This window comes from Nocardia sp. NPDC004278 (assembly GCF_053602975.1).
Genome location: NZ_JBSGEQ010000041.1, coordinates 14709 through 40782, shown reverse-complemented (window position 1 = coordinate 40782; position 26074 = coordinate 14709). Strand labels below are relative to the sequence as shown.

General features: G+C 67.2%; 23 protein-coding genes. 18 read left to right on the top strand and 5 right to left on the bottom strand.

Annotated elements, in window-relative coordinates:
- Positions 1 to 25: 25 nt before the first annotated feature.
- The 8 genes from ACWEO2_RS37700 (at position 26) to ACWEO2_RS37665 (ending at position 7538) form a co-directional block, all read left to right on the top strand.
- Positions 26 to 1180: an 8-amino-7-oxononanoate synthase gene (locus tag ACWEO2_RS37700; protein ID WP_452409738.1), complete on the top strand. Its 1155-nt coding sequence runs from the start codon at positions 26 to 28 to the stop codon at positions 1178 to 1180.
- Positions 1181 to 1244: 64 nt separating this feature from the next.
- A complete protein-coding gene (gene bioD, locus ACWEO2_RS37695) occupies positions 1245 to 1919 on the top strand; it encodes a dethiobiotin synthase (protein WP_452409737.1) in 675 nt (224 codons plus the stop codon).
- Positions 1920 to 1963: 44 nt separating this feature from the next.
- A complete protein-coding gene (locus ACWEO2_RS37690) occupies positions 1964 to 2116 on the top strand; it encodes a hypothetical protein (RefSeq protein ID WP_452409736.1) in 153 nt (50 codons plus the stop codon).
- Positions 2117 to 2274: 158 nt separating this feature from the next.
- A complete protein-coding gene (locus ACWEO2_RS37685; RefSeq protein ID WP_452409735.1) occupies positions 2275 to 3441 on the top strand; it encodes an alpha/beta fold hydrolase in 1167 nt (388 codons plus the stop codon).
- Between the two features lie 74 nt (positions 3442 to 3515).
- A complete protein-coding gene (locus ACWEO2_RS37680) occupies positions 3516 to 4604 on the top strand; it encodes an ABC transporter substrate-binding protein (RefSeq protein WP_452409734.1) in 1089 nt (362 codons plus the stop codon).
- Between the two features lie 2 nt (positions 4605 to 4606).
- A complete protein-coding gene (locus ACWEO2_RS37675) occupies positions 4607 to 5473 on the top strand; it encodes an ABC transporter permease (protein ID WP_452409733.1) in 867 nt (288 codons plus the stop codon).
- Complete coding sequence (locus ACWEO2_RS37670) at positions 5449 to 6198, top strand: ABC transporter ATP-binding protein (RefSeq protein ID WP_452409732.1); 750 nt, start codon at positions 5449 to 5451, stop codon at positions 6196 to 6198. Before ACWEO2_RS37675 ends, ACWEO2_RS37670 begins: the two co-directional genes overlap by 25 nt.
- Positions 6195 to 7538 carry an LLM class flavin-dependent oxidoreductase gene (locus ACWEO2_RS37665; RefSeq protein ID WP_452409731.1) on the top strand — a complete coding sequence of 448 codons (1344 nt, stop codon included), beginning with the start codon at positions 6195 to 6197 and terminating at the stop codon, positions 7536 to 7538. Before ACWEO2_RS37670 ends, ACWEO2_RS37665 begins: the two co-directional genes overlap by 4 nt.
- Positions 7539 to 7947: 409 nt before the next feature.
- Here ACWEO2_RS37665 and ACWEO2_RS37660 read toward each other — a convergent pair whose 3' ends face one another.
- Both ACWEO2_RS37660 and ACWEO2_RS37655 read right to left on the bottom strand, forming a co-directional pair.
- Entirely contained in the window at positions 7948 to 8496 is a 549-nt protein-coding gene (locus ACWEO2_RS37660) for a maleylpyruvate isomerase family mycothiol-dependent enzyme (protein ID WP_452409730.1), read from the bottom strand.
- Entirely contained in the window at positions 8493 to 9470 is a 978-nt protein-coding gene (locus ACWEO2_RS37655; protein ID WP_452409729.1) for a sigma-70 family RNA polymerase sigma factor, read from the bottom strand. The genes ACWEO2_RS37660 and ACWEO2_RS37655 overlap by 4 nt, the downstream gene beginning before the upstream one ends.
- 177 nt (positions 9471 to 9647) lie before the next feature.
- Between ACWEO2_RS37655 and ACWEO2_RS37650 the strand changes: the two genes are divergently transcribed.
- Positions 9648 to 11069 carry a DHA2 family efflux MFS transporter permease subunit gene (locus ACWEO2_RS37650; protein WP_452409728.1) on the top strand — a complete coding sequence of 474 codons (1422 nt, stop codon included), beginning with the start codon at positions 9648 to 9650 and terminating at the stop codon, positions 11067 to 11069.
- A gap of 153 nt (positions 11070 to 11222) precedes the next feature.
- Here ACWEO2_RS37650 and ACWEO2_RS37645 read toward each other — a convergent pair whose 3' ends face one another.
- A complete protein-coding gene (locus ACWEO2_RS37645) occupies positions 11223 to 11807 on the bottom strand; it encodes a TetR/AcrR family transcriptional regulator C-terminal domain-containing protein (protein ID WP_452409727.1) in 585 nt (194 codons plus the stop codon).
- 151 nt (positions 11808 to 11958) lie between these two features.
- Here ACWEO2_RS37645 and bioB point away from each other — a divergent pair, with 151 nt between their 5' ends.
- The 6 genes from bioB (at position 11959) to ACWEO2_RS37615 (ending at position 19223) form a co-directional block, all read left to right on the top strand.
- A complete protein-coding gene (gene bioB, locus ACWEO2_RS37640; RefSeq protein WP_355188387.1) occupies positions 11959 to 12972 on the top strand; it encodes a biotin synthase BioB in 1014 nt (337 codons plus the stop codon).
- A 62-nt stretch (positions 12973 to 13034) separates the two neighbouring features.
- Positions 13035 to 13250, top strand: coding sequence for a biotin synthase auxiliary protein BsaP (bsaP, locus tag ACWEO2_RS37635; RefSeq protein ID WP_354957084.1), 216 nt, complete (start codon positions 13035 to 13037; stop codon positions 13248 to 13250).
- Positions 13251 to 13252: 2 nt separating this feature from the next.
- Positions 13253 to 13990 (top strand): DUF2567 domain-containing protein, encoded by a 738-nt coding sequence (locus tag ACWEO2_RS37630; protein WP_452409726.1) that lies wholly within the window; start codon positions 13253 to 13255, stop codon positions 13988 to 13990.
- A 94-nt stretch (positions 13991 to 14084) separates the two neighbouring features.
- A complete protein-coding gene (locus ACWEO2_RS37625) occupies positions 14085 to 14618 on the top strand; it encodes a DUF1353 domain-containing protein (RefSeq protein WP_452409725.1) in 534 nt (177 codons plus the stop codon).
- Positions 14619 to 14774: 156 nt separating this feature from the next.
- Complete coding sequence (locus ACWEO2_RS37620) at positions 14775 to 18929, top strand: nSTAND1 domain-containing NTPase (RefSeq protein WP_452409724.1); 4155 nt, start codon at positions 14775 to 14777, stop codon at positions 18927 to 18929.
- A gap of 108 nt (positions 18930 to 19037) precedes the next feature.
- Entirely contained in the window at positions 19038 to 19223 is a 186-nt protein-coding gene (locus ACWEO2_RS37615; protein WP_355188379.1) for a hypothetical protein, read from the top strand.
- A 726-nt stretch (positions 19224 to 19949) separates the two neighbouring features.
- Here the strand turns inward: ACWEO2_RS37615 and ACWEO2_RS37610 are convergent.
- Complete coding sequence (locus ACWEO2_RS37610; protein ID WP_452409723.1) at positions 19950 to 20708, bottom strand: NUDIX hydrolase; 759 nt, start codon at positions 20706 to 20708, stop codon at positions 19950 to 19952.
- A 93-nt stretch (positions 20709 to 20801) separates the two neighbouring features.
- On the opposite strand from ACWEO2_RS37610, the gene nadA reads away from it, so the two are divergent.
- From nadA to nadC, 3 genes are all read left to right on the top strand, one after another.
- Entirely contained in the window at positions 20802 to 21878 is a 1077-nt protein-coding gene (nadA, locus tag ACWEO2_RS37605) for a quinolinate synthase NadA (protein ID WP_452409722.1), read from the top strand.
- A gap of 135 nt (positions 21879 to 22013) precedes the next feature.
- Positions 22014 to 23768 carry an L-aspartate oxidase gene (locus ACWEO2_RS37600; protein ID WP_452409721.1) on the top strand — a complete coding sequence of 585 codons (1755 nt, stop codon included), beginning with the start codon at positions 22014 to 22016 and terminating at the stop codon, positions 23766 to 23768.
- A gap of 142 nt (positions 23769 to 23910) precedes the next feature.
- A complete protein-coding gene (gene nadC, locus ACWEO2_RS37595; protein ID WP_452409720.1) occupies positions 23911 to 24771 on the top strand; it encodes a carboxylating nicotinate-nucleotide diphosphorylase in 861 nt (286 codons plus the stop codon).
- 105 nt (positions 24772 to 24876) lie between these two features.
- Here the strand turns inward: nadC and ACWEO2_RS37590 are convergent, their stop codons facing one another.
- The gene (locus ACWEO2_RS37590) at positions 24877 to 26055 is read right to left on the bottom strand and encodes a winged helix DNA-binding domain-containing protein (RefSeq protein ID WP_452409719.1); all 1179 of its coding nucleotides are present in this window, start codon (positions 26053 to 26055) and stop codon (positions 24877 to 24879) included.
- Between the last annotated feature and the right edge of the window lie 19 nt (positions 26056 to 26074).

The following is a 26074-nucleotide window of genomic DNA, read 5'->3' as shown; positions in this document are numbered from 1 at the left end:
CGGTGTTCAAGTATGCTGCGGAGCTGTGACTACCGATCCGTTGGGCTGGTTGGATGAACGCGCCGCCGAGCGCGTGAGCGCTGGGTTGCGTCGCGAGCTGCGGCCCCGCACACCACAGTCGCCGTCGATCGACCTGGCCTCCAACGATTACCTCGGGCTGGTGCGCCACGCCGAGGTAATCGAGGGCGCGATCGATGCCGTGCGACGCTGGGGTGCCGGATCGACCGGGTCCCGGCTCGTCACCGGGACCACCGCCGAACACGAACAGCTCGAGACCGAACTCGCCGAATTCGTCGGCGCCGAAGCCGGTTTGGTCTTCGCTTCCGGTTACGCGGCCAATCTCGGCGTGGTGACCGCGCTCGCCGGACGGGGTGCGCTGGTCGTCTCCGATGCGGGCAGCCATGCCTCGCTGGTGGACGCCTGCCGACTCTCGCGGTCGCGGGTGGCGATTGCCCCGCACTGCGATATTGCTGCGGTCGAGCGGCTGCTCGGTGAGCGCACTGAGGAGCGGGCGCTGGTACTCACCGATTCGGTATTCAGTGCCGACGGTGATCTGGCTCCGCTGGCCGAATTGCACCGGGTCACCAGGGCCAACGGTGCGGTGTTGATCGTGGATGAGGCGCATGGGCTCGGCGTGCGTGGCACGGGGGGACGCGGGCTGGTGCACGAGGTCGGTCTGGCCGGGGAGCCGGATCTGGTGATCACCGCGACTCTGTCGAAAGCCCTTGCCGCGCAAGGTGGTGTGGTCCTGGCCAGCGCGCGCGTGCGTGCGCATTTGATCGATGCGGCGCGCACGTTCATCTTCGATACCGGGCTCGCACCGGCCGCGGTCGGCGCGGCGCGGGCGGCGCTGCGATTGTTGCGTCGCGAACCCGAGATGGCGGGGCGGGTGCTGGAGCGGGCCGCCGAGATCGCGCGCATTGCCGGTGTGGCGGAACCGGATTCGGCGGTTGTCTCGGTCGTGCTGGGGGAGGCGCAGGTCGCATTCGACGCCGCGCAGGCCTGTCGCGAGCGTGGGCTGGATGTCGGATGCTTTCGTCCGCCTTCGGTGCCCGAGGGTACGTCGCGATTGCGGCTGACCGCGCGGGCGAATTTGACTTCTATTGAAATCGACACCATCGCAACGGTTCTCACCGAGGTACTGGCGCGAGCGCGTGGACTGGAGGTGGTGGGCGCATGAGCGAGCGAATCGTGTCACAGTGCGCGACGCGCATGCCGGAGCCGAGCGCCAGCGAGGCGCAGGCATGAGCGTGCTCTTTGTTACCGGGACGTCGACGGAGGTCGGCAAGACCGTGGTGACCGCCGCACTTGCCGCGGCCGCCCTGGCCGACGGTCGGACCGTGGCCGTGTGCAAACCGGCCCAAACCGGAGTTGGCCCGGGGGAACCCGGCGATCTCGCCGAAATCGAACGTCTGACCGGGGCTACGCGAACTATTGAGCTGGCTCGCTATCCCGAACCGCTGGCACCGGATACCGCCGCGCGCCGCTGCGGGCAGCCGCAGCTGACATTGGGCGAAACCGCCGCCGCCATCGACTCGCTCGCCGATGCCGACCTGACATTGGTGGAGGGCGCCGGCGGACTGCTGGTCCGTTTGGGCGAGTTCACGCTGCTCGACCTGGCGCAGAAGCTCGACGCGCCCGTGCTGCTCGTTGCCGCGGCCGGACTCGGCACCCTCAACCACAGCGAATTGACCACGCGCGCACTGTCTTCGGCTGGAGTCCGCTGTGCGGGTCTGGTGATCGGCTCCTGGCCCGCCGACCCGGATCTGGCCGCCGAATGCAATCGCACGGATCTGCCCCGGGTTACCGGTGTCGACGTGGTCGGTTCGGTGCCAGCGGGTGCGGGCGGCTGGGATCGCGATCGCTTCGTCGCGGCCGCTCCCGGTTGGTTCACTCCGGGGTGGTCCCCGCTCGGCTGAGCGTTGGGACCGATCGGATCGGATGGCTCGAGTATCGTTGCTCCGTGGCTTCCACTCGGATCGGACGGCATGTGAAGGCGCCGCGGGCGACCGTCTATCGGCTGCTGCTCGATGCCGACGCGGTGGTGCGCTGGCAGGGCTGGCGCATCGGACTGGGCAAGCTCGCCGCACTCGCCGAGACCGGCGAACTGCCCTGACGCGCTGATCGAGCCAGCGCACCGCCTCATCGGCGCGGCTCAATGATGGAGGTGGGCACCGGATTCCACCGTTCGATCCGATCGGGGTCCGCTCCAGGACGCGCCGGATCCGCTGAGTTGTCTGGCAGTACCGGCGAACCGTACCTACCCTGGGGAAGATGTCGCCGTTGGACGATCGGCACCCGTCCACCGTCTCGGACTGGGACGGCGCGCGACGGAAAGCCCGGCTCCGGGAGACTCGTCTCGGGCACGGATGGCAGACGTTGCGCCGGACCAGGCAGGCGCTGCTGCGGGTCGCCGTGGTGTTGCTCGCTGGGCTGACCGTATTCGCCCAGTACTGGGAGTACGACGTGACCCCGGAACGCGATCGGCTCGCGCGCACCGAACCCGCGGTGCTGCCGATCGCCACGCCCGCGCACGAGCGCGATTGGGACACCGTCGTCGTCGATATGGTCGGTCTCGGTGGTCTGAATGCCAGCAATACCGCGGCCGCGCTGCCCGCGCTCAGCGAGATGGGCGTGGTCTGGGCGATCAAATACGACAATCAAGGCATTGATACCAAGGTGATCGCCGAGCTGATCATCCGCGCCGCGCAGATGTCGGGCCTGAAGAACATCGTGCTGGTCGGGCACAGCATGGGCGGGGTCATCGCACTCGAGGTCGCCCGGCATATCCATCTCGGCAGCGACCGGCGGCTGGTGGGGGTGCTCCTGGATTGCACGCCGGTGGATCTGAACGCGGTGCGCCTGGAGAGCCGCGGCGCTGGCGAGGATATGGTGCGCTGGATGGGCTGGCTCCCCGGTGCACGCGAGAGCCGCACGTTGCGGCTGGCCGTCGAAACCTATGCGCGGCGCGACCGATTCGTCGATCGCGGGCGCAGCGGATTGCCCGGCGTACGGCTCGAGCCGCTGCGCGACGTGGTCGAGGAAGTGTTGCGCGAGAAGGTCTTTTCCCGCGATGTGGCCAGCAACGGTCTGATCGAGACACAGTTCCTGGCGATCGTGGCGGGCGGTGCGATCAACGACCTGCGCGCGCTATCGCATCCCGCCACTGGCAAACCACGTCCGGCCATCGTGTTCATCCGTCCCCGGGATCCGGATAACGACCGGGTGGTCGATGTCGAATACTCCCATCAGGTGCTCATCGAGCGAGTCGGCGGCGTGGACGGCTCGCTGCTGGTCGTCATGCCGCGAAATACTGGGCACGCCAATCCGATGCAGCGGCCCGAGGCCTACAACCAGATCATCGACCAGCAGATCCTGCCGTTCATCGAGCGGTACCAGCAGCGGGTGCGGGAATCGGTCTCGTCGGCTTCGCCACCCTGATACCCGATTCCGGAGTTGGAATCAGGCTAAGACAAACCGTATTCGCGCCGGTTTTGTCTTGCTTCAATGCCAGCATGCCTCGACCACGTACGCTCCTGACCGGCCTGCTCGGCCGCACAACCGCCAGTTTGCTCGCCGTGGCGGCCGTTGCGAGTCTGGGACTCACCGGCTGCGCGAGCGACGACAAGCCGGTCGGCAATGCCAACGCACCGTTGCCCACCGAAATCCCCGCGGGCACCAAACTCGTTGTCGGCGACCAAGCCGAGCGGTTGAAGGCGGTGCTCCAGTTCTCCGGTGAGCTCGACAAGCTGCCGTTCAAGGTGGAGTTCGCCAACTTCGTCGGCGGTCCGGCGATTCTGGAGGCCTTCCGGGCGGGTGCCGCCGATGTCGCGACCGTGGGCGATGTCCCGCCAATTCACGCGCTGGTCGCCGGGCAGGACGTGCCGATCGTCGCGGCTTCGCAAACCAGCGCCAGCGCACTGAAACTCGCGGTCGCGCCGGGCAAGACCGTCACCACCCTGGCCGATCTGAAGGGTAAGAAGATCGCCTATGCCGAGGGCACCGCACAGCAGGCCGCCGTACTGCGAGCGTTGGCCAGGGCGGGGCTGAAACCCAGTGATGTGCAACTGGTTCGGCTGCAGCTCGCCGAGTTCCTGGACGCGGTGCGCACCGGCCAGGTCGATATTGCCCCGCTGATCGAACCGAATGTCACCCGGCTGTTGCGGACCCAGGGCGCGTCACTGATTCCGGATTCGGAGACCACCGGCATCTACGGCGGCCTCGCCTACCTGTACGCGCGTCGCGCCACCGTCACGGATCCGGCCAAGGCGGCTGCCACCAGGGCGCTGGCCGCCGCCTACGTGCGGGCCTTCCAGTGGGCCAATACCCACCAGGACGAGTGGGCGCGCAAGTATTACATCGAGAGCCAGAAGGTAAGTGCCGACGATGCCAAGCGCATTGTCGACTCGCTGGGCACCTACACCTTCCCGCATCTGGACCAGCAACTCGTCGATCGCCAGCAGGGCACCATCGACGCCATCGACCAGGCGGGTGAGCTGCCCAAGAAGGTGCGCGCCGCAGACGGTTTCGATCTGCGCTTCGACGCCGTCATCACCCAGGCCGTCGCGGAAAGCGGCGCGTCGTTCGAACCGAAGGCGAAATAGCAATGGTCACCTTGGAAGTCGGCGTACTCGGCCGGATCGGTCGAAATTCACCCACCACGCCCGAACCGGTGCTGGCCCGGCGCAGGCCGACCCGACCCCGGCTCGGTCCCGGCCGCCCGATCCCGTTCGGCATCGCCATCGGACCCGTGCTGCTGATCGCGGCGTGGGTGCTCGGATCCGCCACGGGCGCACTGGATGAGCAGACGCTGCCCGCACCGTGGACGGTCGCCGAGACCGCACGTGATCTCCTGGCCGACGGCAGACTGCAATCGAATCTGCTCACCTCCCTGAAGCGGGCCGCCTGGGGTCTCGGACTCGGTGTCGTGATCGGTGTGGTGCTGGCTTTGATCGCCGGGCTGAGCCGGATCGGGGAAGCCCTGCTGGACGGCCCGATTCAGATCAAACGCTCGATTCCGACGCTGGCGCTGATTCCGCTGTTCATCGTGTGGTTCGGCATCGGCGAGGAGATGAAGCTCATCGTCATTACGACCAGTGTCGCGATTCCGATCTACATCAATACCCACGCGCAACTGCGCGGCGTCGACAGCAGATATGTGGAATTGGCCGCGACGGTGGGGCTTTCGCGCTGGAGCTTTATCCGCCGGATCGCGCTGCCCGGTTCATTGCCCGGATTCTTCACCGGGCTGCGGCTGGCGGTCACCATTTCCTGGCTGGCGCTGGTCGTGGTCGAACAGGTCAACGCCACCAGCGGCATCGGCTATCTGATGACGCAGGCGCGCACCTACGGCCAGATCGATGTCATCGTCGTCGGCCTGGTGATCTATGGCCTGCTCGGACTGTTCGGCGATATCGCCGTGCGGGCGACGGAACGGAGGGCGCTGTCATGGCGGCAGACGATCGCGGACTGAGCGTGGTCCGAACCCGTGCGCTGCGCCGGGGTTTCGGCGATCGGGTGGTGCTGCACGGCATCGACCTCGATATCGCGCGCGGTGAATTCGTCGCCCTGCTCGGGCGCAGCGGTTCCGGCAAGAGCACCCTGTTGCGCGCGCTGGCCGAGCTGGATCGTGACGTGCGGGGCTCCGGGGAGCTGCGGGTACCCACGGAACGTGCCGTGGTGTTCCAGGATTCGCGACTGCTGCCGTGGCACCGGGTACTGGACAACGTGACTCTCGGGTTGAAGGGTGCCGACGCCGCCGAGCGTGGCCGCACCGCACTGGCCGAGGTCGGCCTGGCGGGGCGGGAAAGGGCCTGGCCCAAGGAGCTTTCCGGCGGTGAGCAGCAGCGCGTTGCACTGGCGCGCTCGCTGGTCCGGGAGCCGGAGCTGCTGCTGGCCGACGAACCCTTCGGCGCGCTGGACGCACTGACCCGCATCAAAATGCATGTGCTGCTACAGGATCTGTGTGCTCGACATAAGCCTGCCGTCCTGCTGGTGACCCACGATGTCGACGAGGCGGTGCTGCTCGCCGACCGCGTGCTCGTCCTCGACGAAGGGTGCATCGCCGTCGATCAGCGCATCGACCTGGAACGTCCACGCCGCCATATCGATCCGGACTTCAACCGCCTGCGCGAACTGCTGCTGGCCAGCCTCGGCGTCGATGTCGCCGCCCTACCCGATGAGAAGAAGGCCTCATGACCCGCCAACTCAGCCTCAATGCGTTCATCTACCCCTCCGGACACCATGAGGCGGCCTGGCGGCATCCGCAGAGCCGACCCGACCGGATCTACGATGTCGCCTACTACCAGGAGATCGGCCGCACCGCCGAGGCCGCCAAACTCGACGCGGTGTTCTTCGCCGACGGGCCCGCGCTGCGTACCAATGTCGAGCACAACGCGGCTTCGGGCCTGGAACCGATCACGCTGCTCACCGCGATCGCCACGGCCACAACCCATCTCGGCCTGATCGCCACCGCGTCCACCACCTACTACGAGCCCTACAACCTGGCCAGGCTGTTCTCCACACTGGATCACATCTCCGGCGGCCGGGCGGGCTGGAATATCGTCACCACCGGAACCGACCTCGCCGCGGCCAATTTCGGGCTCGACAAACATCCCGATCACCCGACCCGGTACGCACGGGCCAGAGAGTTCGTCGACGCGGTCGTCGCGCTGTGGGACAGCTGGGAAGACGATGCGATCGTGCTCGACCAGCAGGCGGGCGTCTACGCCGATCCGGACAAAATCCACCCGATCGACTTCGTCGGCGAATACCTCAGTGTGCGTGGGCCGTTCAATGCGCCGCGCACCCCACAGGGGCATCCGGTGCTCGTGCAGGCGGGTGCGTCCAATGACGGCCGGGCATTCGCGGGCAAGTACGCAGAGGCCATCTTCACCGCGCATCAGCGGCTCGAGGACGCGCAGGCGTTCTACGCCGATATCAAGGCCAAGGCGGCCGAATTCGGCCGCGACGCCGACCAGGTCAAGATCCTGCCGGGTATCAGCCCGTTCATCGGCGATACCGAGACGGCGGCCAAGCGACTCGAGCAGGAGTTCAACGAGCTCACCGTGCCCGAGTACGGTCTGAAGCAGTTGGAGGGCATCGCGGGTCAGCGGCTGGGGCACCTGCCGCTGGATGAGCCGGTACCGCTCGAATTATTCAGCGATGCGGGCGATGTCACCGACAACGACCGCAGCCGTCGGCAGGTGGTGGCCGGGATTGTGCAGCGGGAACGGCCCACCGTGCGCGGGCTGCTGCACCGCCTTGCCGGTGCGCGTGGGCATCGGGTCTTCGCCGGTACTCCGGAGCAGGTCGCCGACACGATCGAGGAATGGTTCCGCAGTGGCGCCGCCGACGGTTTCAACGTGATGCCGCCGTACTATCCGGGCGGGCTGGAGGTCTTCGCCGAAACCGTGGTGCCGATTCTGCAAGAGCGCGGACTGTTCCGGACCGAATACACCGGCACCACCCTGCGCGACCACTTCGGCCTCTCGCGCCCCGAGAGTCGGTTCGCCCGCCGACCGGCCCTCACCCAGTGAGCGCGGCGGTCGCCGAGCCGGACTGCCGTCGAGCTGCGAGCCGTCGGTCGGCGCGATATTCGATGGCCCCGCTGCCCGATCGTCCATCGCGGCGAACTGTGGTCGCCGAACGCGTTCGGGCAGATCGCGCAGCCACAGATCGTCGAGAATCCACGCCCCTGCGCAGTGGAAGTTCGTGGCCGAAGCCGAAGGACGAACTGGCCGCCCGCCGCTCGGCGCTCGACCACAATCGGGAGGTGGCCTGAGCACCCGCACTCAGTCGCCCGATATCAGCTGACGTCGGATCGTGATCTGCGCCTGGTGCATACCTAGCGAGCGCGGCGGATAGGTCGCACCTTGTGTGCTGCGCTCGCTGAGTGTGCGAGGTTCCGCACTGCTGGGGCTGGGGTGGCGATGAGCGGTCGCAATGTCAGTGCCGTGGTCGGATGCGGCCCAAATAGGCGAGTAGGCGGTCGGTCGGCGCGGCGGTCGGTGGTTCGATCGGGGGAGCGAAGAGCGGCCAGCGGTCCGCGACCGGAACCAGTTTTGGTGCCACGCTGAGCAATTCGCGGGCGAGGGGATCCGGAATCGGCGCGGCGGACTGGTCGGTGGCGGTCAGATCCCATGCGTGGATCGTCAGTTCGAGAGCGCCGACCGTGCCGAGGACCCGGGCCGATACCGGCCTGCCGTAAACCACAACCGATTCCGGATGCTCGTTCGCCCAGTCGTCGAGCAGGGCCTCGGCACGACTGCGAATATGCAGGCTCCCGGCACAATTCGGCGTCGGCGCGCCGGGTGTCAGCCGAACCTGCCCGCCTGCCAGACCTTCGCGCAATGCGGCGATCGACTCGTCCACGTGCGCGAGCAGCATGCGCGTATTCCAGCCCCGGCACGGCGTGGGTGCCGACAGATCCGGGCCGATAGCGGGCAGGACCGCCAGCAGATAGGCGACCGCCCGCTCGAGCAGGTCATCGGTCATGGCAGGACCGGCTCGCGCGGCGCGGTCTCGATCAGGGACGTCGGCAGGCCGAATGCCTCGAACAGCGCGGCGTCGTGGTAGGAGACGACGTGCGAGATCCCTTCCAGTGTGACCGTGAGCACTTGCACTGACTGCGCATGACCATGCAGATAGAACGCGAATCCGGGCTGACCGTTCGCCGCGATCGGCACCATCTGGGCCTCGCCCGGCGCATATGGGCACTTCGCTGCGATCAGTTCGACGATCGTGGTGTCGCCACGGAACCACTCGGACATCGGCGGCATCTCCCAGACCACATCCGAACGCAACAGCGTGATGAGCGTATCCATATCGGCGGCCTCGAACGCCGCGGCGTAGCGGTCCAGTAGCGCACGGATTTCGGGATCGTCGGGCTCTACCACCGGCGTATCCGGCCCCAGTGCATCGAGGGTGGCGTGGGCGCGTTGCAGCATGCTGTTGACCGCCGCCACACTGGTCCCGATCAGGTCCGCGACCTCGGCGGCCTTCCAGTGCAGCACATCCCGCAGAATCAGCACCGCGCGCTGGCGCGGCGGCAGATACTGCCACGCGGCGATGAGCGCCAGCCGCATATCGTCACGGGCCGCGACAATGGCGGCCGGATCCGACGCCTCGGGTGCGATGAGCACATCCGGCATCGGCTGCAGCCAGGGGATTTCGGGGGCGAAGCGCACGCCCTGTGTCGGATCGGCCGTCGGGCCGGACAATCCGGCGGGTAGCACACGTCGACTGCTGTGCTCGAGTGCGTTGAGGCAGGCGTTCGTAGCGATCCGGTAGAGCCAGGTCCGCATCGAAGCACGTCCTTCGAAGTCGCCGTAGGCGCGCCAGGCCCGCAACATCGTCTCCTGCACCAGATCCTCGGCGTCGTCGACCGAACCGAGCATCCGATAGCAGTGGGCGAGCAATTCGCGCCGATACGGCGTCGTGCGGGCCGCGAATTCGTCGCTGTCGGTCATCTGCTGTCCTTCCGGGTGCCCGAAACATGTCCCTGCGATTACCGACCGCCGAACCGCCCGGAATTCATCGGTCCGCGGCGAAATCAGGGCAGTCGATGAGTTTCGGTCCGGGGCCGGTCGGTATCTGTGCGGGTTCGAAACCACCGGACCTGCCGAAACCCCATAGGAAGGACCATCGTGAGCACACCGATTGTTTCGGCGGTGACCCAGCGCTGGGTGCTCGCACTCGGCGCGGTCGCCTCGCTGATGGCGGCATTGGACACCCTGGTCGTCAGCACGGCGCTCAGCACCATTCGCCACGACCTGGGGGCGTCGCTCGAGACGCTCGAATGGACCGTCAACGGATACAACCTCAGCTTCGCCGTCCTCCTGATGACCGCGGCCGTGCTCGGCGACCGCTTCGGACGCAAGCGGATGTTCACGGTCGGGCTCGGCATTTTCGTCGTCGCCTCGGCCGCATGCGCGGTATCGACCTCCGTCACGACCCTGATCGCCGCGCGGGTGGCGCAGGGCGTCGGCGCGGCATTGCTCATGAGTCTGGCGCTGGCCCTGGTCAGCGCGGCGTTTCCACCGGAGCGGCGGGGCATGGCGATGGGTCTGCTGCAGGGCATAACCGGCCTTGCGGTCGCCTGCGGTCCGCTGGTCGGCGGTGCCGTCGCGGAGGGGTTGTCCTGGCAGTGGATCTTCTGGCTGAACGTGCCGATCGGGCTGGTCGCGATTCCGCTGGTGGCGACTCGGGTTCCGGAGGGCTTCGGCCCCGACAATGCGCTGGACGGCATCGGATTGGCGCTGGTCACCGGTGGTGCGTTCGGTGTGGTGTGGGGCCTGGTGCGCGGCAATATCGCGAGCTGGTCGGGTTCGGAGGTGTTGATCGCGTTGATCGGCGGGATCGCCCTGCTGATCGCCTTCGCGGTCTGGGAGGCACGGGCGCGCGAGCCGATGTTTCCGATGCGGCTGTTCATGAATCGCGGCTTCGCTGCGGGCAATACCGCGATCTTTCTGACCTTCGCCGCCCTGTTCAGCGCGGTGTTCTTCTATGCACAGTTCCTGCAGACGGTGCTGCACTACGGCCCGCTCGGCGCCGGATTGCGGCTGCTGCCATGGACTCTCACGCTGTTCTTCTGTGCCCCGCTCGCCGGTGCGCTGGCCGACCGGATCGGGGAGCGGCCGCTGATGGTGACCGGCCTGGGATTGATGGCGGGCGGCATGTTCTGGATCGCGATGGTCGCCGATCCAGCAATGGCCTACGGCTCCTTCGTGATTCCGTTCATCGTCTCCGGTGTCGGCACCTCGATGGTGCTGCCGTCGGCGCAGAGTTCGGTGGTCGGCGCGGTGGAACACGCGATGCTCGGCAAGGCCGCCGGTGCCAACAGCATGATGCGTGAACTCGGCGGAGTCTTCGGAATCGCCGTCGCGGTAGCGGTTTTCGCCGGATCGGGTGGCTACGGCTCGGTGGAGGAGTTCACCGCCGGATTCGGTCCGGCGATCGAAGTCGGTGCGGCACTTGCCCTCCTGGGTTCGGTGGTGGCACTCGCGCTGCCCGGGCGTCGGGCGAGCGTTGCGACTTCTGATCTCGAGGTGACGGCGGCATCCGTCTGAGTCCGGACCGGTCGCCCCCGAACGGGCCGCAGAGGCGACACTGCGCACCCCTCATCTCAGCTGCACACCTGATATGAGGGGGCACAGGTCTGTGCGGCCGACGCCGGGCAAAATCCGGACGGGCTTATGCGCCGAACGCCGGACGTACCGGACTCAGCGCACGCGGGAGCCGAGCAGATGACGCACACCGCCGACGAACAGCTGTAACCCGAAGTCGAATCGTGCGGTCGCGTCCGGGGTGTCGTTGAGCGGTGAGGCGTCCTCGGTCAGCGCCCCGGCCGAATCCATCTGCATCCTGGACTGTTCGTCCACCGTCTGCCCGAGCACGTAGTACAGCAGCGTGTACGCCGCGAGTTCTGCCTCCGACCGCGGCATTCCGGCGCGGATCGCGGCCACCACGAGTCGTTCCCGGCCCTTGCTCGTGGTGAGTCGGGAGGCGTATGTCGCCGAGACCAATTCGGCCCCGTCGCGATATGCGAGCAGACAGCTGCGCAGCCGATGCGCCAATTCGGTGATCTGGCCGGACCAATCCTCGGCCTCGATGGGATCCTCCATCGGCGCCAGTATCCGGTCGGCGACCGCGCCCAGCAGCGCCTGTTTATTGGGGAAGTGCCAGTACAGCGCGCCCGGCTGGACCTGGAGTGACCCGGCGAGCCGGCGCATGGTCAGGTCGGCGAGACCGTACTGGTCGAGAATGGCGATGGCGCCGTCGACCACGTCCGCCCGGTGCAGTTGCACGAGGTTCTCCTCCGCTGTATTCGATTGCGGCGTTCCCGCCTGCAGGCCCGTCGCTCATGCCGCGCGTGTTTTGACTCACTGTTACCGCTACCCTAGCCTGAACACCGTTCAAGTTGCACGGCCACCTCGGCCGGACGAAGGGATTCGTGCAGTGACCCAGGCACCCGTCCACACCGATATTCTGGCGACCGCCCGCGAGCAGGTGCTCGAGCGCGGCGAAGGCCTGACCCAGGAGCAGACCCTCGAGGTCTTGCGGCTCGGCGACGACCGGCTAGAGGAGCTGCTGGCCCTGGCGCACGAGGTGCGCATGAAGTGGTGCGGTCCCGAGGTCGAGGTCGAGGGCATCATCAGCCTGAAGACCGGCGGCTGCCCCGAGGACTGCCACTTCTGCTCGCAGTCGGGCCTGTTCCAGTCGCCGGTGCGCGCCGCCTGGCTCGATATCCCAAGCCTGGTCGAGGCCGCCAAGCAGACCGCCAAGACCGGCGCCACCGAATTCTGCATCGTCGCCGCGGTGCGCGGTCCGGATGAGCGGCTGATGGCGCAGGTCGCCGCCGGTGTCGAGGCCATCCGCAATGAGGTCGACATTCAGGTCGCGTGTTCACTCGGCATGCTCACCCAGGAGCAGGTCGACCAGCTGGCCGCCATGGGCGTGCACCGCTACAACCACAACCTGGAGACCTCCCGTTCGCACTTCCCGAATGTCGTCACCACGCACACCTGGGAGGAGCGCTGGGACACCCTGCGCATGGTCCGCGAGGCGGGCATGGAGGTCTGCTGCGGCGGCATCCTCGGCATGGGCGAAACCCTGGAGCAGCGTGCGGAATTCGCGGCCGATCTGGCCGAGCTCGAACCGGACGAGGTGCCGTTGAACTTCCTCAACCCGCGCCCCGGTACCCCCTTCGGCGACCTCGAGGTGCTGCCCGCCGCCGACGCACTGCGCGCCGTCGCCGCGTTCCGGCTCGCACTGCCGCGCACCATGCTGCGCTTCGCGGGCGGCCGCGAGATCACCCTCGGCGACCTCGGCGCCAAGCAGGGCATTCTCGGCGGCATCAATGCCGTCATCGTCGGCAACTACCTGACCACCCTCGGTCGGCCCGCCGAAGCCGATCTGGACTTGCTCGGCGAGCTCAAGATGCCGATCAAGGCCCTCAACGAAACGCTCTGATCCGCGGCCGAAACACTGAGTACGCAAGCATCACGAAAGAGGCTGGCGCCGTGAGTACTGTCATGGATATGGACGAGCGCTATAACCCGTTCACCGGCAAACGCATTGTGCCGGGGCTCGATGATCCGGTCCCCGCCGCGGCGGTGCTCGGTCTGGAACCGCCGCGCTTCTGTGAGCAGTGCGGCCGTCGGATGATCGTGCAGGTCAGCCCCGATGGCTGGTGGGCGAAGTGCTCGCGGCACGGTGTCCTGGACTCCAAGAATCTGGAACACCGCTAGTGGTGGCCGAATACGGCGGTATCCAGATGGCGCCGCCCAGATCGGCGTGGCGGCTCGGTGTGCGCCGCGAGCTGCGGGCCGCGGCGCTGATCGCGGTCGGCGTGTTGGTGCTCAGTGCGCTGGGCGGTGTGGTGTGGGCCTTTGTGGTGCCCACCCAGCAGTTTCTGGTGGTCAAAGGGCGCGCCGGTGCGGTACCGGCCAAGGGCGCGACCCTGACCGGGGAGAGCGTGCACCAGTTCGATGCACTGGCGATCTTCGTATGCATCGGCGCGGTGCTCGGGGTGCTCACCGCGGTCGGCGCGTGGCGCTGGCGTCACGCGCGCGGGCCGCTGCTGCAAATCGGTCTGCTGATCGGCGCGGTGGCGGGCGCCTATGTCATGTCGAAGGTCGGCGAGCAGATCGTGCGGTGGCAGCATCCGATGCCGTACGACCCGCCGGTCGGGCAGATCGTGCAGTTGCCGGTGGAGGTCGGCAGCTGGGTGGCATTGATCGTGCAGCCGCTGCTCGCCTCGCTGACCGTGCTGTTCCTTGCGGCCCTGAGCCCGTCGGAGGATCTCGGCACCGGATCCCGCGGGCCGTTCGGCAATCGACGGCGATCCTCTTTCGCGACAAGCACATTCGAGTCGGTCGACGGCGCCGGGCCCGATGGCCGCGCTGCGAACGGTGGGCAGGTGCCCTACGGTGTGCCCTACAACGGCTTCGGACCGCCCGGCGAGGCCGGTTCGGGGCGCACTCGCTGAACTATTGTCCGAACCGTTGCCCGCGCGACGGCACAGCCGTATCGGAACACCCTAGAATTATGGGATACGCTGTGCGTTCAGAGAGGAACGGATCGTGGCGTTCGTCGGTAGCGGGCCAGTCGTCGAGGAGCTCGACGCACAGTTCTGGCGAGTGGTCGAACCGCTCGTCTATCACGGTGCGACAGCGGAATTCGTCATCCCCGCCGGCTTCCGCACCGACTTCGCATCGGTGCCGAGGGCGCTGGTCTGGTTGGTGCCCCGTTACGGCATCTACACCCGAGCCGCCATCCTGCACGACTACCTGCGCAGTTCGAATGCGGTGAGTGTGGCCGACGCCGACGGCATCTTCCGGCGCTGCCTGCGCGAGTTTCGCGTCTCGATACCGCGCCGCTACATGATGTGGGCCGCAGTGCGTTTGGGCAGTCGGCTGCGTGGCGCGAACCTCGGCGATATCGCACTGGTCGTGGTCATCGCCATCCCGTCGTTGGTCTTCCTCGCGATCCCGGTGACCGTGGTGACGGTATTCCTGCTGCTGTTCTGGTTGGTGGAGTTGGTGTTCTGGGGGTTCGGGCGGGTGGCCCGCCGAACGGCCGCGCCGCCGCCCGAGCCGCAGCTGAAGACGGCCTGAGCGCGGCGGCCCCTTCGAAAGTTCCGGTCCGGACGCTCTTTTCAGCCTGCTAGCTGCATGTTCGCATAGAGTCGGTGCCTGTGTGCGCTGGCCCGTCCTAATCTCGTTGCACGCCGGGGGGTGTCGCTCCCGCCATCGGAACGTGCAGGAGGACAGATGGATTCGGGTCACCGGGAACCGCGGCTGCGACCCTCGCCGCGAACCACTTTCTCGCAACAGTTCGCCGCGCTCTTCGAGTCCGCGGGCAATCCCACATTGCGTCGGGTGGCGGCAGCGGCGCAGGCGCGAATGCGCGCGGCACGGGCGCCCGGGCAGAAAGGCGGCGCATCGGTTCAGCGCATCAGCGACTGGAAGGCCGGACGCAATGTGCCGGCACGGTTCGAATCCTTGCTGCCCGTGCTGCTCACGTTGATCGAGGAGGCGCGCAAGTCGAGTGCGCCGGTGCCGCCCGCACTGTTGGATGTGCAAGAGTGGCAACGGTTGTGGGCCGCGTCGAATGCGTGGGATCCAGCCGCCGATGCGACCGAATGCCCGTATCTCGGGCTGACCTCCTACGGCCGTGACGACACCGAGTTGTTCTTCGGCAGGAGCAGGCCGACCGCCGAACTTGCCGAATTGGTCTGCACCACAGTCGGTCCCGAGGGACACGGCGGCATTGTGATGCTGGTCGGTGCCTCCGGTGCTGGCAAATCCTCGCTGCTCGCCGCGGGGCTGCTTCCGGCGCTGGCGGATCCGGTCGAGGAATGGGCGGTCGCGTCGATGACTCCGGGCAGCGCGCCTGTCGAGGCGTTGCTGGCTGCTGTCCGAGCGGAATTCGATACGAAGCCCGTTGAACCCGGATCTCTTTCGACGGACGTAACCAGGCCTGCGGACGAGGCATTGCTGGCCGCCGTCTGCGCCGGATCCGACAGGAAGCCCGCCGAACCCGAATCTCTCTCGACGGAGCCTGCGGACCGCAGCGGTGCGGCGCTGGAAGACAGCGCTGGATCCGCAGCTGGGCTCAGCCGCGAAGCCAGATCCGAGAAGACCGGCGGCGCTGCGGAATCCATCGCCGTGGCGCTGGCGGCATGGGGTGCGGGCAAGCGTCGACTCCTGATCATCGACCAGCTCGAGGAACTGTTCACGCTGTGCCGCAACGAAGACGAGCGCGCGCACTTCCTCGCCACCCTCGAACACCTCGCCATCCGCGGTGAACGCGAACCGACCGCAGTCGTCATCGCCGTCCGCGCCGACTTCTACGCCCGCTGCCTCGACATCCCCGTCCTGGAGGACGCCCTCAAACACCGCAGCTACCTCCTGGGCCCGATGCGCCTGGACGAACTCGCCGAAGCCATCAACCGCCCCGCCGAACTGGCAGGCTACAAACTGGAATCGGGGCTCGAAGAGCTCGTCATCAGCGAGCTGTGCGGACTCGGCGGCGACCGCCGAGCTTATGACCCCGGCGCACTGCCCCTGGTATCGCATGTGATGGCGGCCGTATGGCAACGCCGCGACGGCACCCGCCTAACCATCGACGGCTACCGAGCTGCGGGTGGTGTGATCGGCTCGGTCGCCGCGACCGCCGAAAAGGCCTGGGGCGAACTGACCGACTTCCAACAGAGCATCGGCAAACAGGTTCTGCTCGGCCTGGTCGCCGTCGGCGACGACTCCCGCGACACCCGCCGCAAAGTCACCCGCACCGAACTCATCCAACAGACCGTCGACGCCGCCGACACCGCCTTGGAGGTCCTGGCCCGCACCCGATTGATCACCCTCGACGCCGAATCCGCCTACCTCACCCACGAAATCGTCCTGGACGCCTGGCCCCGCTTGCGCACCTGGATCGATGAGGACCGCGTCGGGTATCTGGAACGCCAACGGCTGCAGGCGGATGCGTCGGATTGGGCGACCCAGGGGCGCGACCCCGCCCTGCTCTACCGCGGTGCGCGCTTGATCACCATGCAGGAGCATGCGGATATGGGTGCCATCGGCGCGGTGGCCGAGGAATTCCTCGCCGCGTCGGCGGCGGGGCGGCGACGAACGCAGCGGCGATCGTCGGCGAGAATGGCGGCCCTGGCGCTGCTCGGGGTGATCGCGCTGGTGTTGGCAGGTGTGGCCTTCGTGCAGAGTGGTACCGCGAAAACCCAACGGGACAATGCGGTCTTCGCGGCCGTGCTCGCCGAATCGGACCGGCTGGAGACAACCGATCCGTCGCTGTCGGCGCAACTGGTGCTGGCGGCCGACAAGCTTCGACCCGGTGATCCCGAAGTGCGTGCACGCCTGCTGAATACGCAGAACATGGCACTGGCGAGTATGTTGCCGGGCCACGAAGGGTTCGTCCATGCGCTGGCCGTTCGGCCGGACGGGCGGTTCATCGCCTCGGGCGGCGCCGACAAAACCGTTCGGCTATGGGACATTTCCGATCGTCTCCACCCGAGGGGAGTCGGTCGACCACTGACCGGGAGCACCGGCTCGGTCTACGCCGTGGCGTTCAGCCCGGACGGCTCGATGCTCGCCTCGGCATCTGGCGACAAAACGGTGCGGCTGTGGGATGTGCGCGATCCGGAGCATCCCACCATGATCGGAACGCCGCTGCCCGGTGGTTATCCCAACGTGCTGGTCTTCGGCGCGGATGGCAAGACGTTGGTGACCGCGAGCAAGGACCTACCGATCATGTTCTGGGACATAGGTGATCCCACCCGCCCCACGCCGATCGGCACGCCGATCCCAACACTTTCGTCGGATCCGCCGACCTTTGCGACGGTCGGCCCGGATCTGCGAACCGCGGTTACGGTTGGTCTGAACGGAGAGACCCTTCTGTGGCGTATTCCGGATCCGCGTTCCGCTGCCGTGTCCGTCAGACTGACGAGTGATGCCCTGTCGGCCGCGTCAAGTCGCGAGTCCGCGTTCACTCCGGACGCTGTGTCGGCCGCAATCAGTCCAGACGGAGCGGTGGTCGCGGTCGCGGGTCGAGAAGCTATCCATCTTTGGGATGTTCGTGATCCGGTGGCACCACGGGCGATCGGGCAGCCTCTGAAAATCGGCCCGCCCTCGGTGGGTACGCCGATCGCCTTCAGCCTGGATGGTCGGACGGTAGTCGCAGTATCCGATCGCGGAACGGCCACCGCATGGAATATCGCCGACTCGGATCACCCGGTAACGGTAGAAGGACGGCTGGCGGGCACCAAAGGGTCGGTGACCGCAATATGCTTCGCCCTCGACGGACAGACGGTGGTTACCGGCGGACAAGACGGTGCAGTTCGGGTGTGGTCGATGCCACGGATCGGCCTGACCCGCGCATACGAACCGATCATCGATGCGAGCGGGACGAGGATGGTGGTCCGTTCGGGCGACGGCGCGGTCGAGGTGTGGCAGATCAGCGACCCGGAAACGCCGCGCCGTCTCGGCAGGCTCGAGCTGCCGCTCTCGAGTGCCACCAATATGGCGATGACTTCGGACGGCCGTCTGTTGGTGGTCGGTGGTGAGCGGTACCTCGGCGTGCTGATTGATATTTCCGATCCCACCGCCATGCGCGTGCTAACCGAATTGCCAGCCGAGACAGGGCAACTCAGTGCCGTCGGGTTCAGTCCGGATTCGCGGCTGCTCGTGACGGCGGGGCTCACCTGGGCGTCTGGAACAACACCCAACGATGTCATTCGAGTCTGGGATGTATCTGATCCGGGGCGTCCGAGGGCAGTGGGCGAGCCGATATCCACTGCCCACGATTACCCCTTCGATGTACGGTTCAGCCCGGACGGTCGTCGATTGGCCGTGGCGCGCATGCAGGAATCGGTCACCATGTGGGATATCGCGAACCCGGCCGCCCCGAACAGGCTTGGGCACATCGCGGCCGGACAGGCACAGTCGGGGATTACCCTCGCATTCACGCCGGACGGACGCACTCTGGTGACTTCTGGTGATGATCTGCGAGTACGCGTGTGGGACATCCAGAATCCGAGCGAACCGGTCGCAATCGACGCTCCACTGATCGGTCACACCGCCTTGATCGGCTCGATGTCCTTCAGCCCCGACGGCCGCCTGCTGGCATCGGGTGGACTCGACGGGATTCAGCTGTGGGACTTTACGAACCCCCGCAAACCCGAGCCGATCAAGCACCCTGTCACGGCGGCCGCATCATCGACCTTCTGGATCGCCGCATTTTACCCAGGCGGGGAGTACCTGGTCGGGGCAGGCTCGGGCGGAGTCCGGTTCTGGGATCTGGATCCACAGCACAGCATTGCGCGCATCTGCGACGCCGCGACGCCGAGGTTGAGTTCCGAGGTGTGGCAGGACCATCTGCCAGGGCTCCCGTATCGGCAGTCGTGCGAATAAATCCAGGCTTTGGAGGGTTTCTTCTCGCGGAAAATTCAGTGGCCGCATATGCGGTGGCGTGGCTACCGTTGACGCGCATGTCGAGCCGCGAATAGGAAGGAGGTGGCGATGAGCGAGGATATGTTGACCAGGCATGGGCAGGCGGTATTGATTCCGTCCGGGGAGCAGGAGCGGCCGGATCTGGTGGCGTGGCGGCGGCGGAATGCGCTGCGGCGGTCCAGTGCCGCGCAGCCGATTCCCAGTAAGCGGCGGTATCGGCGGAATGAGAAACATAAGGGTCGGGTGGGGGATTGACGCCGATCCGGTAGTGCTATGGGTTGACCCCGTTTTCGCATGTGAAGTATGCGGAGGCGGGGTTTTTCTATGCTCCGGTTCGACATGCGCGTTGGCTGGCGCAATGGCGCTCGGTTACCGCACCCAGCAGCCACCGGGCAACTGGCGTCCGGCGGCCTCGCCGACCATGCCGGATATTGGCCTGCCGCACAGTGAGCGCTAGGCGTCGGACCGCATTTCTGTCCGGTCCGGAAAGTCGGACAGGCGGTCGAGCGCATTGCCGCTTCCGGTCCGGATAACTCGTATCCGACTGTGACCAGCCATATTCGGCGATTCTGAACGCTCGGCCGTTCCGTCGCGGCGCACCGACCCCTATCGTCGAAATCGTTCGAGTGATCGAATAGCGGAGGCGGACAGTCGATTTCGCCAATGCGAAGCGCCGATGGAGCGGCAGCCGAAGAGGGAGGGCGGCAAATGTTCTGGAAATCGGTTGTAGCAGGGGCGGCTCGGGTCGAGACGGGCTTCCCGTCGAACTGGGTCGTATGGATCCTGTGCTCCGGGCATCTGGGTATGCCCGGCGGGCTGTCCGAGTAAAAGGGGAGTGTCCCGGTCATCGGTGATCGGGACACGCTCGGGATGCCGTGGCCCCTATGGCAGTGGCCGCGGCACAGTCCACTTTGTGCTGGGCGACGGGTTCGGGGGCCGGTCGTCGAATGGGGGCCGATCGCGGGGAGGCGATCGAGTGGGTCAGGTGGGTGGGCGGAATGCGGCGAATTCGTCGGTGACTCGGAGTTCGGAGTCGGTGAACCGATAGACCGCCGCGGGCCGTCCACCCGCCCGGCCGGGGGAGGCGGTCGCACCGGTCGGCATGATCACCTTGCGGCGCGTGAGAACTCGCTGCAGATTCGTCGTATCGACCTCATAACCCAGCGCGGCGCAGTAGATTTCGCGCAGCGTCGACATGGTGAACCGCTCCGGTGCCAGCGCGAAGGCGATATTCGTGTAGGACAGCTTCGCCGCGAGTCGGGTGCGCGCATGCTCGACAACGGTGCCGTGATCGAACGACATCAACGGCAGCATCGATACCGGATGCCACGCGGTGTCGGACGGTAGCCGCGGGTCGGCGGTCAGCGGCACCAGGCCGAGATAGGCCGAGGCGATCCGGCGCGGCGCGGGTACCCGGTCCGGATTGCTGAATACCGACAGCTGCTCCAGATGTGCCAGCTCGCGCACGTCGACCTTCTCGGCGAGCTGACGGCGGGCCGAGATATTGAGGTCCTCGTCGTCGCGCAGGCGGCCGCCGGGCAGCGACCAGGTGCCCATCTGCGGGTCGAGGGCGCGCTCCCACAGCAGCACCGCCAGTTCGGTCCGCTGACCGGGCGGACAGGGGCGAATCAACTCGTCGGTCACCCATGCAGGGCTGCTACCTGCGCTGATGTCTTCGGGGAAGCGCCGAACCTGGAACACCGCGGTGAGCGTTTCGTGGATGGTGTTACTATGGGGCACGTTTTCGATTATAAGTCGAAAACCTGGTTTGGGTGTGAATCGGCTGCCATGTGAACAGGCACAAGCTCCGATCGCACGAGGAGAGGAGCCATCATGGCGACGATGGGTGCGAAGCTGGCGCCCCCGCTGATGGGGCAGGTATTCGACGGTCCGACCGGATTCGCCGGTGTCGAGGCCACGCCGGAGTGGGCGGCCGAGATCAAGCGACTCGCCAGGGAGCGCAACGCGACGATTCTCGCGCACAACTATCAGTTGCCCGAGATCCAGGATGTCGCCGACCACGTCGGTGATTCGCTGGCGCTGTCCCGCATCGCGGCCGAGGCCCCCGAGGACACCATCGTGTTCTGCGGCGTGCACTTCATGGCCGAGACGGCCAAGATCCTCAGCCCCGAGAAGACGGTGCTCATCCCGGATCAGCGGGCCGGTTGTTCGCTGGCCGATTCCATCACCGCCGACGAATTGCGTGCCTGGAAGTCCGAATTCCCGAATGCGGTGGTCGTCTCGTACGTGAACACCACGGCCGCGGTGAAGGCGCTCACCGATATCTGCTGCACCTCGTCGAATGCCGTCGATGTCGTCGCCTCCATCGATCCCGACCGTGAGGTGCTGTTCCTGCCGGACCAGTTCCTCGGCGCGCACGTCAAGCGCGTCACCGGCCGCGAGAATATGCACATCTGGGCGGGCGAATGCCATGTCCACGCCGGGATCAACGGCGATGAGCTCACCGAGCAGGCCCGCACCCATCCGGATGCCGAACTGTTCGTGCACCCCGAATGCGGTTGCGCCACTTCGGCGTTGTACCTCGCGGGCGAGGGCTCGTTCCCGGCCGACCGGGTGCACATTCTGTCCACCGGCGGCATGATCGATGCCGCGCGGGCCGTGCGGGAGCGGAGCCTGCGCAGTGACCCGAAGGCGCCGTCGCACCAGGTGCTGGTCGCCACCGAGGTCGGCATGCTGCACCAGCTGCGAAAGGCCGCCCCCGGCATCGACTTCCAGGCCGTCAACGACCGCGCGTCCTGCAAGTACATGAAGATGATCACCCCGGCGGCGCTGCTGCGCTCGCTCGTCGAGAACACCGATGAGGTGCACGTCGATCTGGAAACGGCTGCGCTGGCCCGCAATTCGGTGCAGCGGATGATCGAAATCGGCAACCCGGGCGGTGGCGAATGAGCGCGCCCGGGTGTGATCGGAGTGCGATATGCGCACTCGTCCGGAGTGGCGGTGCGGAATGACCGCCAGGGCGGCCGGTAGCGCCGCCTGCGGCATCGTCCGGACGCCGTTGCTCGTCGAGAAGGGCAGGGGCGCATGAGTATCGCGCCGCGGATCGATTGGGAAGCCGAGGCCGATCTGGTGGTGCTCGGCGGCGGCGTCGCCGGGTTGACCGCGGCGCGTACGGCATCGCTGCGCGGGTTGCGGGTGCTCATCCTCAGCAAAGGCGGGCCGACGGATACCGCAACCCAGTACGCCCAGGGCGGTATCGCCGTTGTGGCGCCACATGAGGATTCGGTCGAATCACATGTGCGCGACACGGTCGAGGCCGGTGCCGGGCTGTGCGATGAGTCGGCGGTGCGATCGATCGTGGCGGGCGGTCAAGCGGCCGTGGCCGCGCTGACCGATCTCGGCGCGGTCTTCGACCTCGGCCGGGACGGCCAGATTTCGCGCACCCGCGAGGGCGGGCACAGTACGCGACGGATCATCCATGCCGGAGGTGATGCCACGGGCGCGGAGGTGCAGCGCGCGCTGAATGCGGCCGGACTGCCGGTGCTGTTCGGTGCCGCAGCATTGGAGATCGTCACCGGCCGGACCGGTGTGCAGGGCGTTATCGCGGTGTCGGAGAACGGATTCGGGGTCGTGCACGCACCGGCGGTGCTGCTGGCCACCGGCGGGCTCGGCCAGCTGTACGCGTTGAGTACGAATCCGCCGGGTGCGACCGCCGACGGCATCGCGCTGGCGCTGTGGGCCGGGGCGACGGTGGCCGATCTGGAATTCGTGCAATTCCATCCGACGGTGCTCTACACCCCGGGTGGGCTCGGCCGCAGGCCACTGATCAGCGAGGCGGTGCGCGGCGAGGGCGCGGCACTGGTGGATTCCGAAGGGAATTCGGTGACCGCGGGTGTGCACCCCCGTGGCGATCTGGCACCCCGCGATGTGGTGTCGCGTGCCATTGCCGCACGGATGCGTGCGCTCGGCACCGATCACGTCTACCTCGATGCCCGCGCGATCGACGGCTTTCCGCAACGTTTTCCGACGATCACCGCGTCCTGCCTGGCCGCGGGGATCGACCCGCGCGCCGATCTCATCCCGATTGCGCCCGCCGCGCACTATCAATGCGGCGGGATCGTCACCGATCCCCACGGCCGGACCGCGGTTCCGGGTTTGTACGCCGCGGGTGAGGTGGCGCGCACCGGCCTGCACGGCGCCAACCGGCTGGGATCGAACAGCCTGCTCGAGGGTCTGGTGGTCGGCGAACGGGCCGGGGTGGCCGCGGCGGAACGGCTCGGCGAGGACGCGCATGTGACGGAGGTGTCCTTCCACACCGTGCCGCGTGCCGCGCGCGCTCTGGTGCAGCAGTCGATGACATCGCATGCCTCGGTGGTTCGCGATGCCGCCGGGCTCGCGGATGCGGCGATGCGATTGCGAGATGCGGTGTCGCACAGCGCCGCGACCCGGCTACGTGCCGAATTGACCGGTGCCGCGCATCGGATCGCTGGAACGACGGGCACGGCGGTCAGCGATATCGCCACGCTGCACGGCGCTGAGGCGCCGAATGGGACCGGAGCGCCGGACGGCACCGGGGACTTGAACAGTACTGCTGCGGCACAGCGCATCACCGCATTCGAGGACGCCGCGCTCACCCTCACCGCGCAGGTGCTCCTGCTCTCCGCCGCGGCCCGCACCGAAAGCCGCGGCTGCCACACCCGCTCCGATCACCCGACCTCCGATGAGCAGCAACGCCACAGCCGCGCAGTGCGTCTGGGGCCCGAAGGCCATCCCGTCCCGGCACCCGACGGTCTCGACCTCGGTGACTGGAACCAAGACGCCATTCCGAGCGCCTCATGACGTGCGGATCGGCGGGTGGGACATCGCTGCGGCAACGCAGGGTACGAGCTTTCGGTGGGCGGCGAGGTCCGGGCGACACGATGGCCCGACGATTTGAGATTTGCTCGCCGACAATGCGGGCAATAGGACGAGGAGTGCACTGATGGGTCTGGATACCGGCCTGGATCGTGACGAGGTGCTGGCGCTGATCCGCACCGCGCTGGATGAAGATCTGCGCTACGGCCCCGATATCACCACCGCCGCAACGGTTCCCGCCGACGCGGCGGTCAAGGCATCGGTGGTCTCGCGCCAGCCGGGCACCGTCGCCGGACTCGACGTCGGACTGCTCGTTCTCGATGAGGTGATCGGCGCGGGCAACTACGAAATCACCGATCGAGTCGCCGACGGCACCCGGGTCGAGCCGGGACAGAGCGTGCTCGGGCTGGTCGCACCGACGCGCGGCCTGCTCACCGCCGAACGCACCATGCTCAACCTGGTCTGCCACCTCTCCGGCATCGCCACCGCCACCTCGGCCTGGGTCGACGCGGTGGCGGGTACCAACTGCCGCATCCGCGACAGCCGCAAAACCCTGCCCGGCCTGCGCGCCCTGCAGAAGTACGCGGTCCGCGTCGGCGGCGGCGTCAACCACCGCATGGGCCTCGGCGACGCCGCCTTGATCAAGGACAACCACGTTGTCGCCGCCGGTTCGGTGGTCGCCGCACTGCGCGCCGTCCGCGACCTGGCGCCCGATATTGCCTGCGAGGTGGAAGTCGACAGTCTCGAACAACTCGACGCCGTCCTTGCCGAACACGTCGAACTCGTCCTGCTGGACAACTTCCCCCTCTGGCAAACCCAGGCCGCCGTCCAACGCCGCGACAATACGGCCCCCGATACCAAACTCGAATCCTCCGGCGGCCTCACCCTCGACAAAGCCGCCGACTACGCCCGCACCGGCGTCGACTACCTCGCCGTCGGCGCCCTGACCCACTCCGTCCGCGTCCTCGACCTCGGCCTCGACATGTAGGACCGTCGGCGCTACTGCGCCAGCAGCATCTCCCAACGGCGAGGGGCCGGTGACAGTGCCGTCCGCTGGCCGGAAGCTGTGCAGCTTCCGGCGGCTTTGTGTCGATCAGGCGGTGAGTTCGCGTTCCAGGGGCGTGCGGAAGCGGGGGATGGCGCGGACTTCGCCGAACCATTCGGAGGTGCGGGCGGCCTCGGCGGCGATCATGGTTTCGGCATCCGAACCGACGTCTTCCAGTAGCCGGTAGGCGATTTCGCCGTCTTTGCGCTGGGCCCAGCCACCGACGATGCGGCCGTTCCACCAGATGGTCGGTCCGACGTTTCCGTTGCGGTCGAACAGGTTCGGGGCGTGCGGGCCCAGGTACCAGTCGCGGGATTGCCAGCCCATGGAGGTGGGGTCGAGCGCGGGGAGCAGGGCGGCCCAGGGTTCGGGCTCGGGGGTCGGGTCCTGATCATCGGCGAGCAGCAGGCCGGTGCCGCCGTCGAGATCGACCTCGACCACATCGAGTTGGGCGAGGGCCTTGCGGACCTCGCCGAGGGGCCAGCCCGTCCACCACTTGATATCGGCAATGGGGGCGGGTCCGAAGGCGTAGAGCCACTGCCGGACGAGTTCGGCGCGGGCTTCGTCGGCGGGGATGCTCGCAACACCTTGCGGTAGCCACGATTCCACGGGCGCCCAGGTGTATTGGCTACTGGTCCAACTGCCATTGGGACGGCCACGCACGATGCGGCCCTCGACGCCGAGGATCACCAGCACCCACGTGGTGATGGAGGTCGGACGCGAATAGGCCTTATCCGGAGCGGGATTCACCTGGGTACGCAGTAGCGGCACATCCTTGCTCAGCTGTGCGCCGGTGGCCGCGCCCCTGGCCAGCAGCGCCTTGTGCGTGGCGTCCTCGACCTCGGCGAGCCAGGTGCGCACATCGCCGTCCACCACACCCGCCTGCTCGATGAATCGGCCGTAGGTGCGACGTTGTTTGTGCGCCAACGCATCCGCGCAGGATGCCTGCAATACCGGGACCAATCCGATCGGCGCGACGAACATGGTGCGCCGCATCGCCAGCATGCGCAGCAGCGTCCGATCGTCGTACAGCGCCTTCTCGACATGCGCGGGCTCGGCGGCATGACTGCGCGCGCCGACGGAGAGGTACACCGTCGCCGGATCGGTCGCATGCAGCACTACCAGCGATTGCACGATCTCGGCCACGTCATCGGTGCGATTCGATGGCGCCAGCCGATGCCGCACCCCCAGTCGTGCTCGCCGCTCCGCCGCATCAATCGAACGCATAGGCGAATATTAGCGTTCG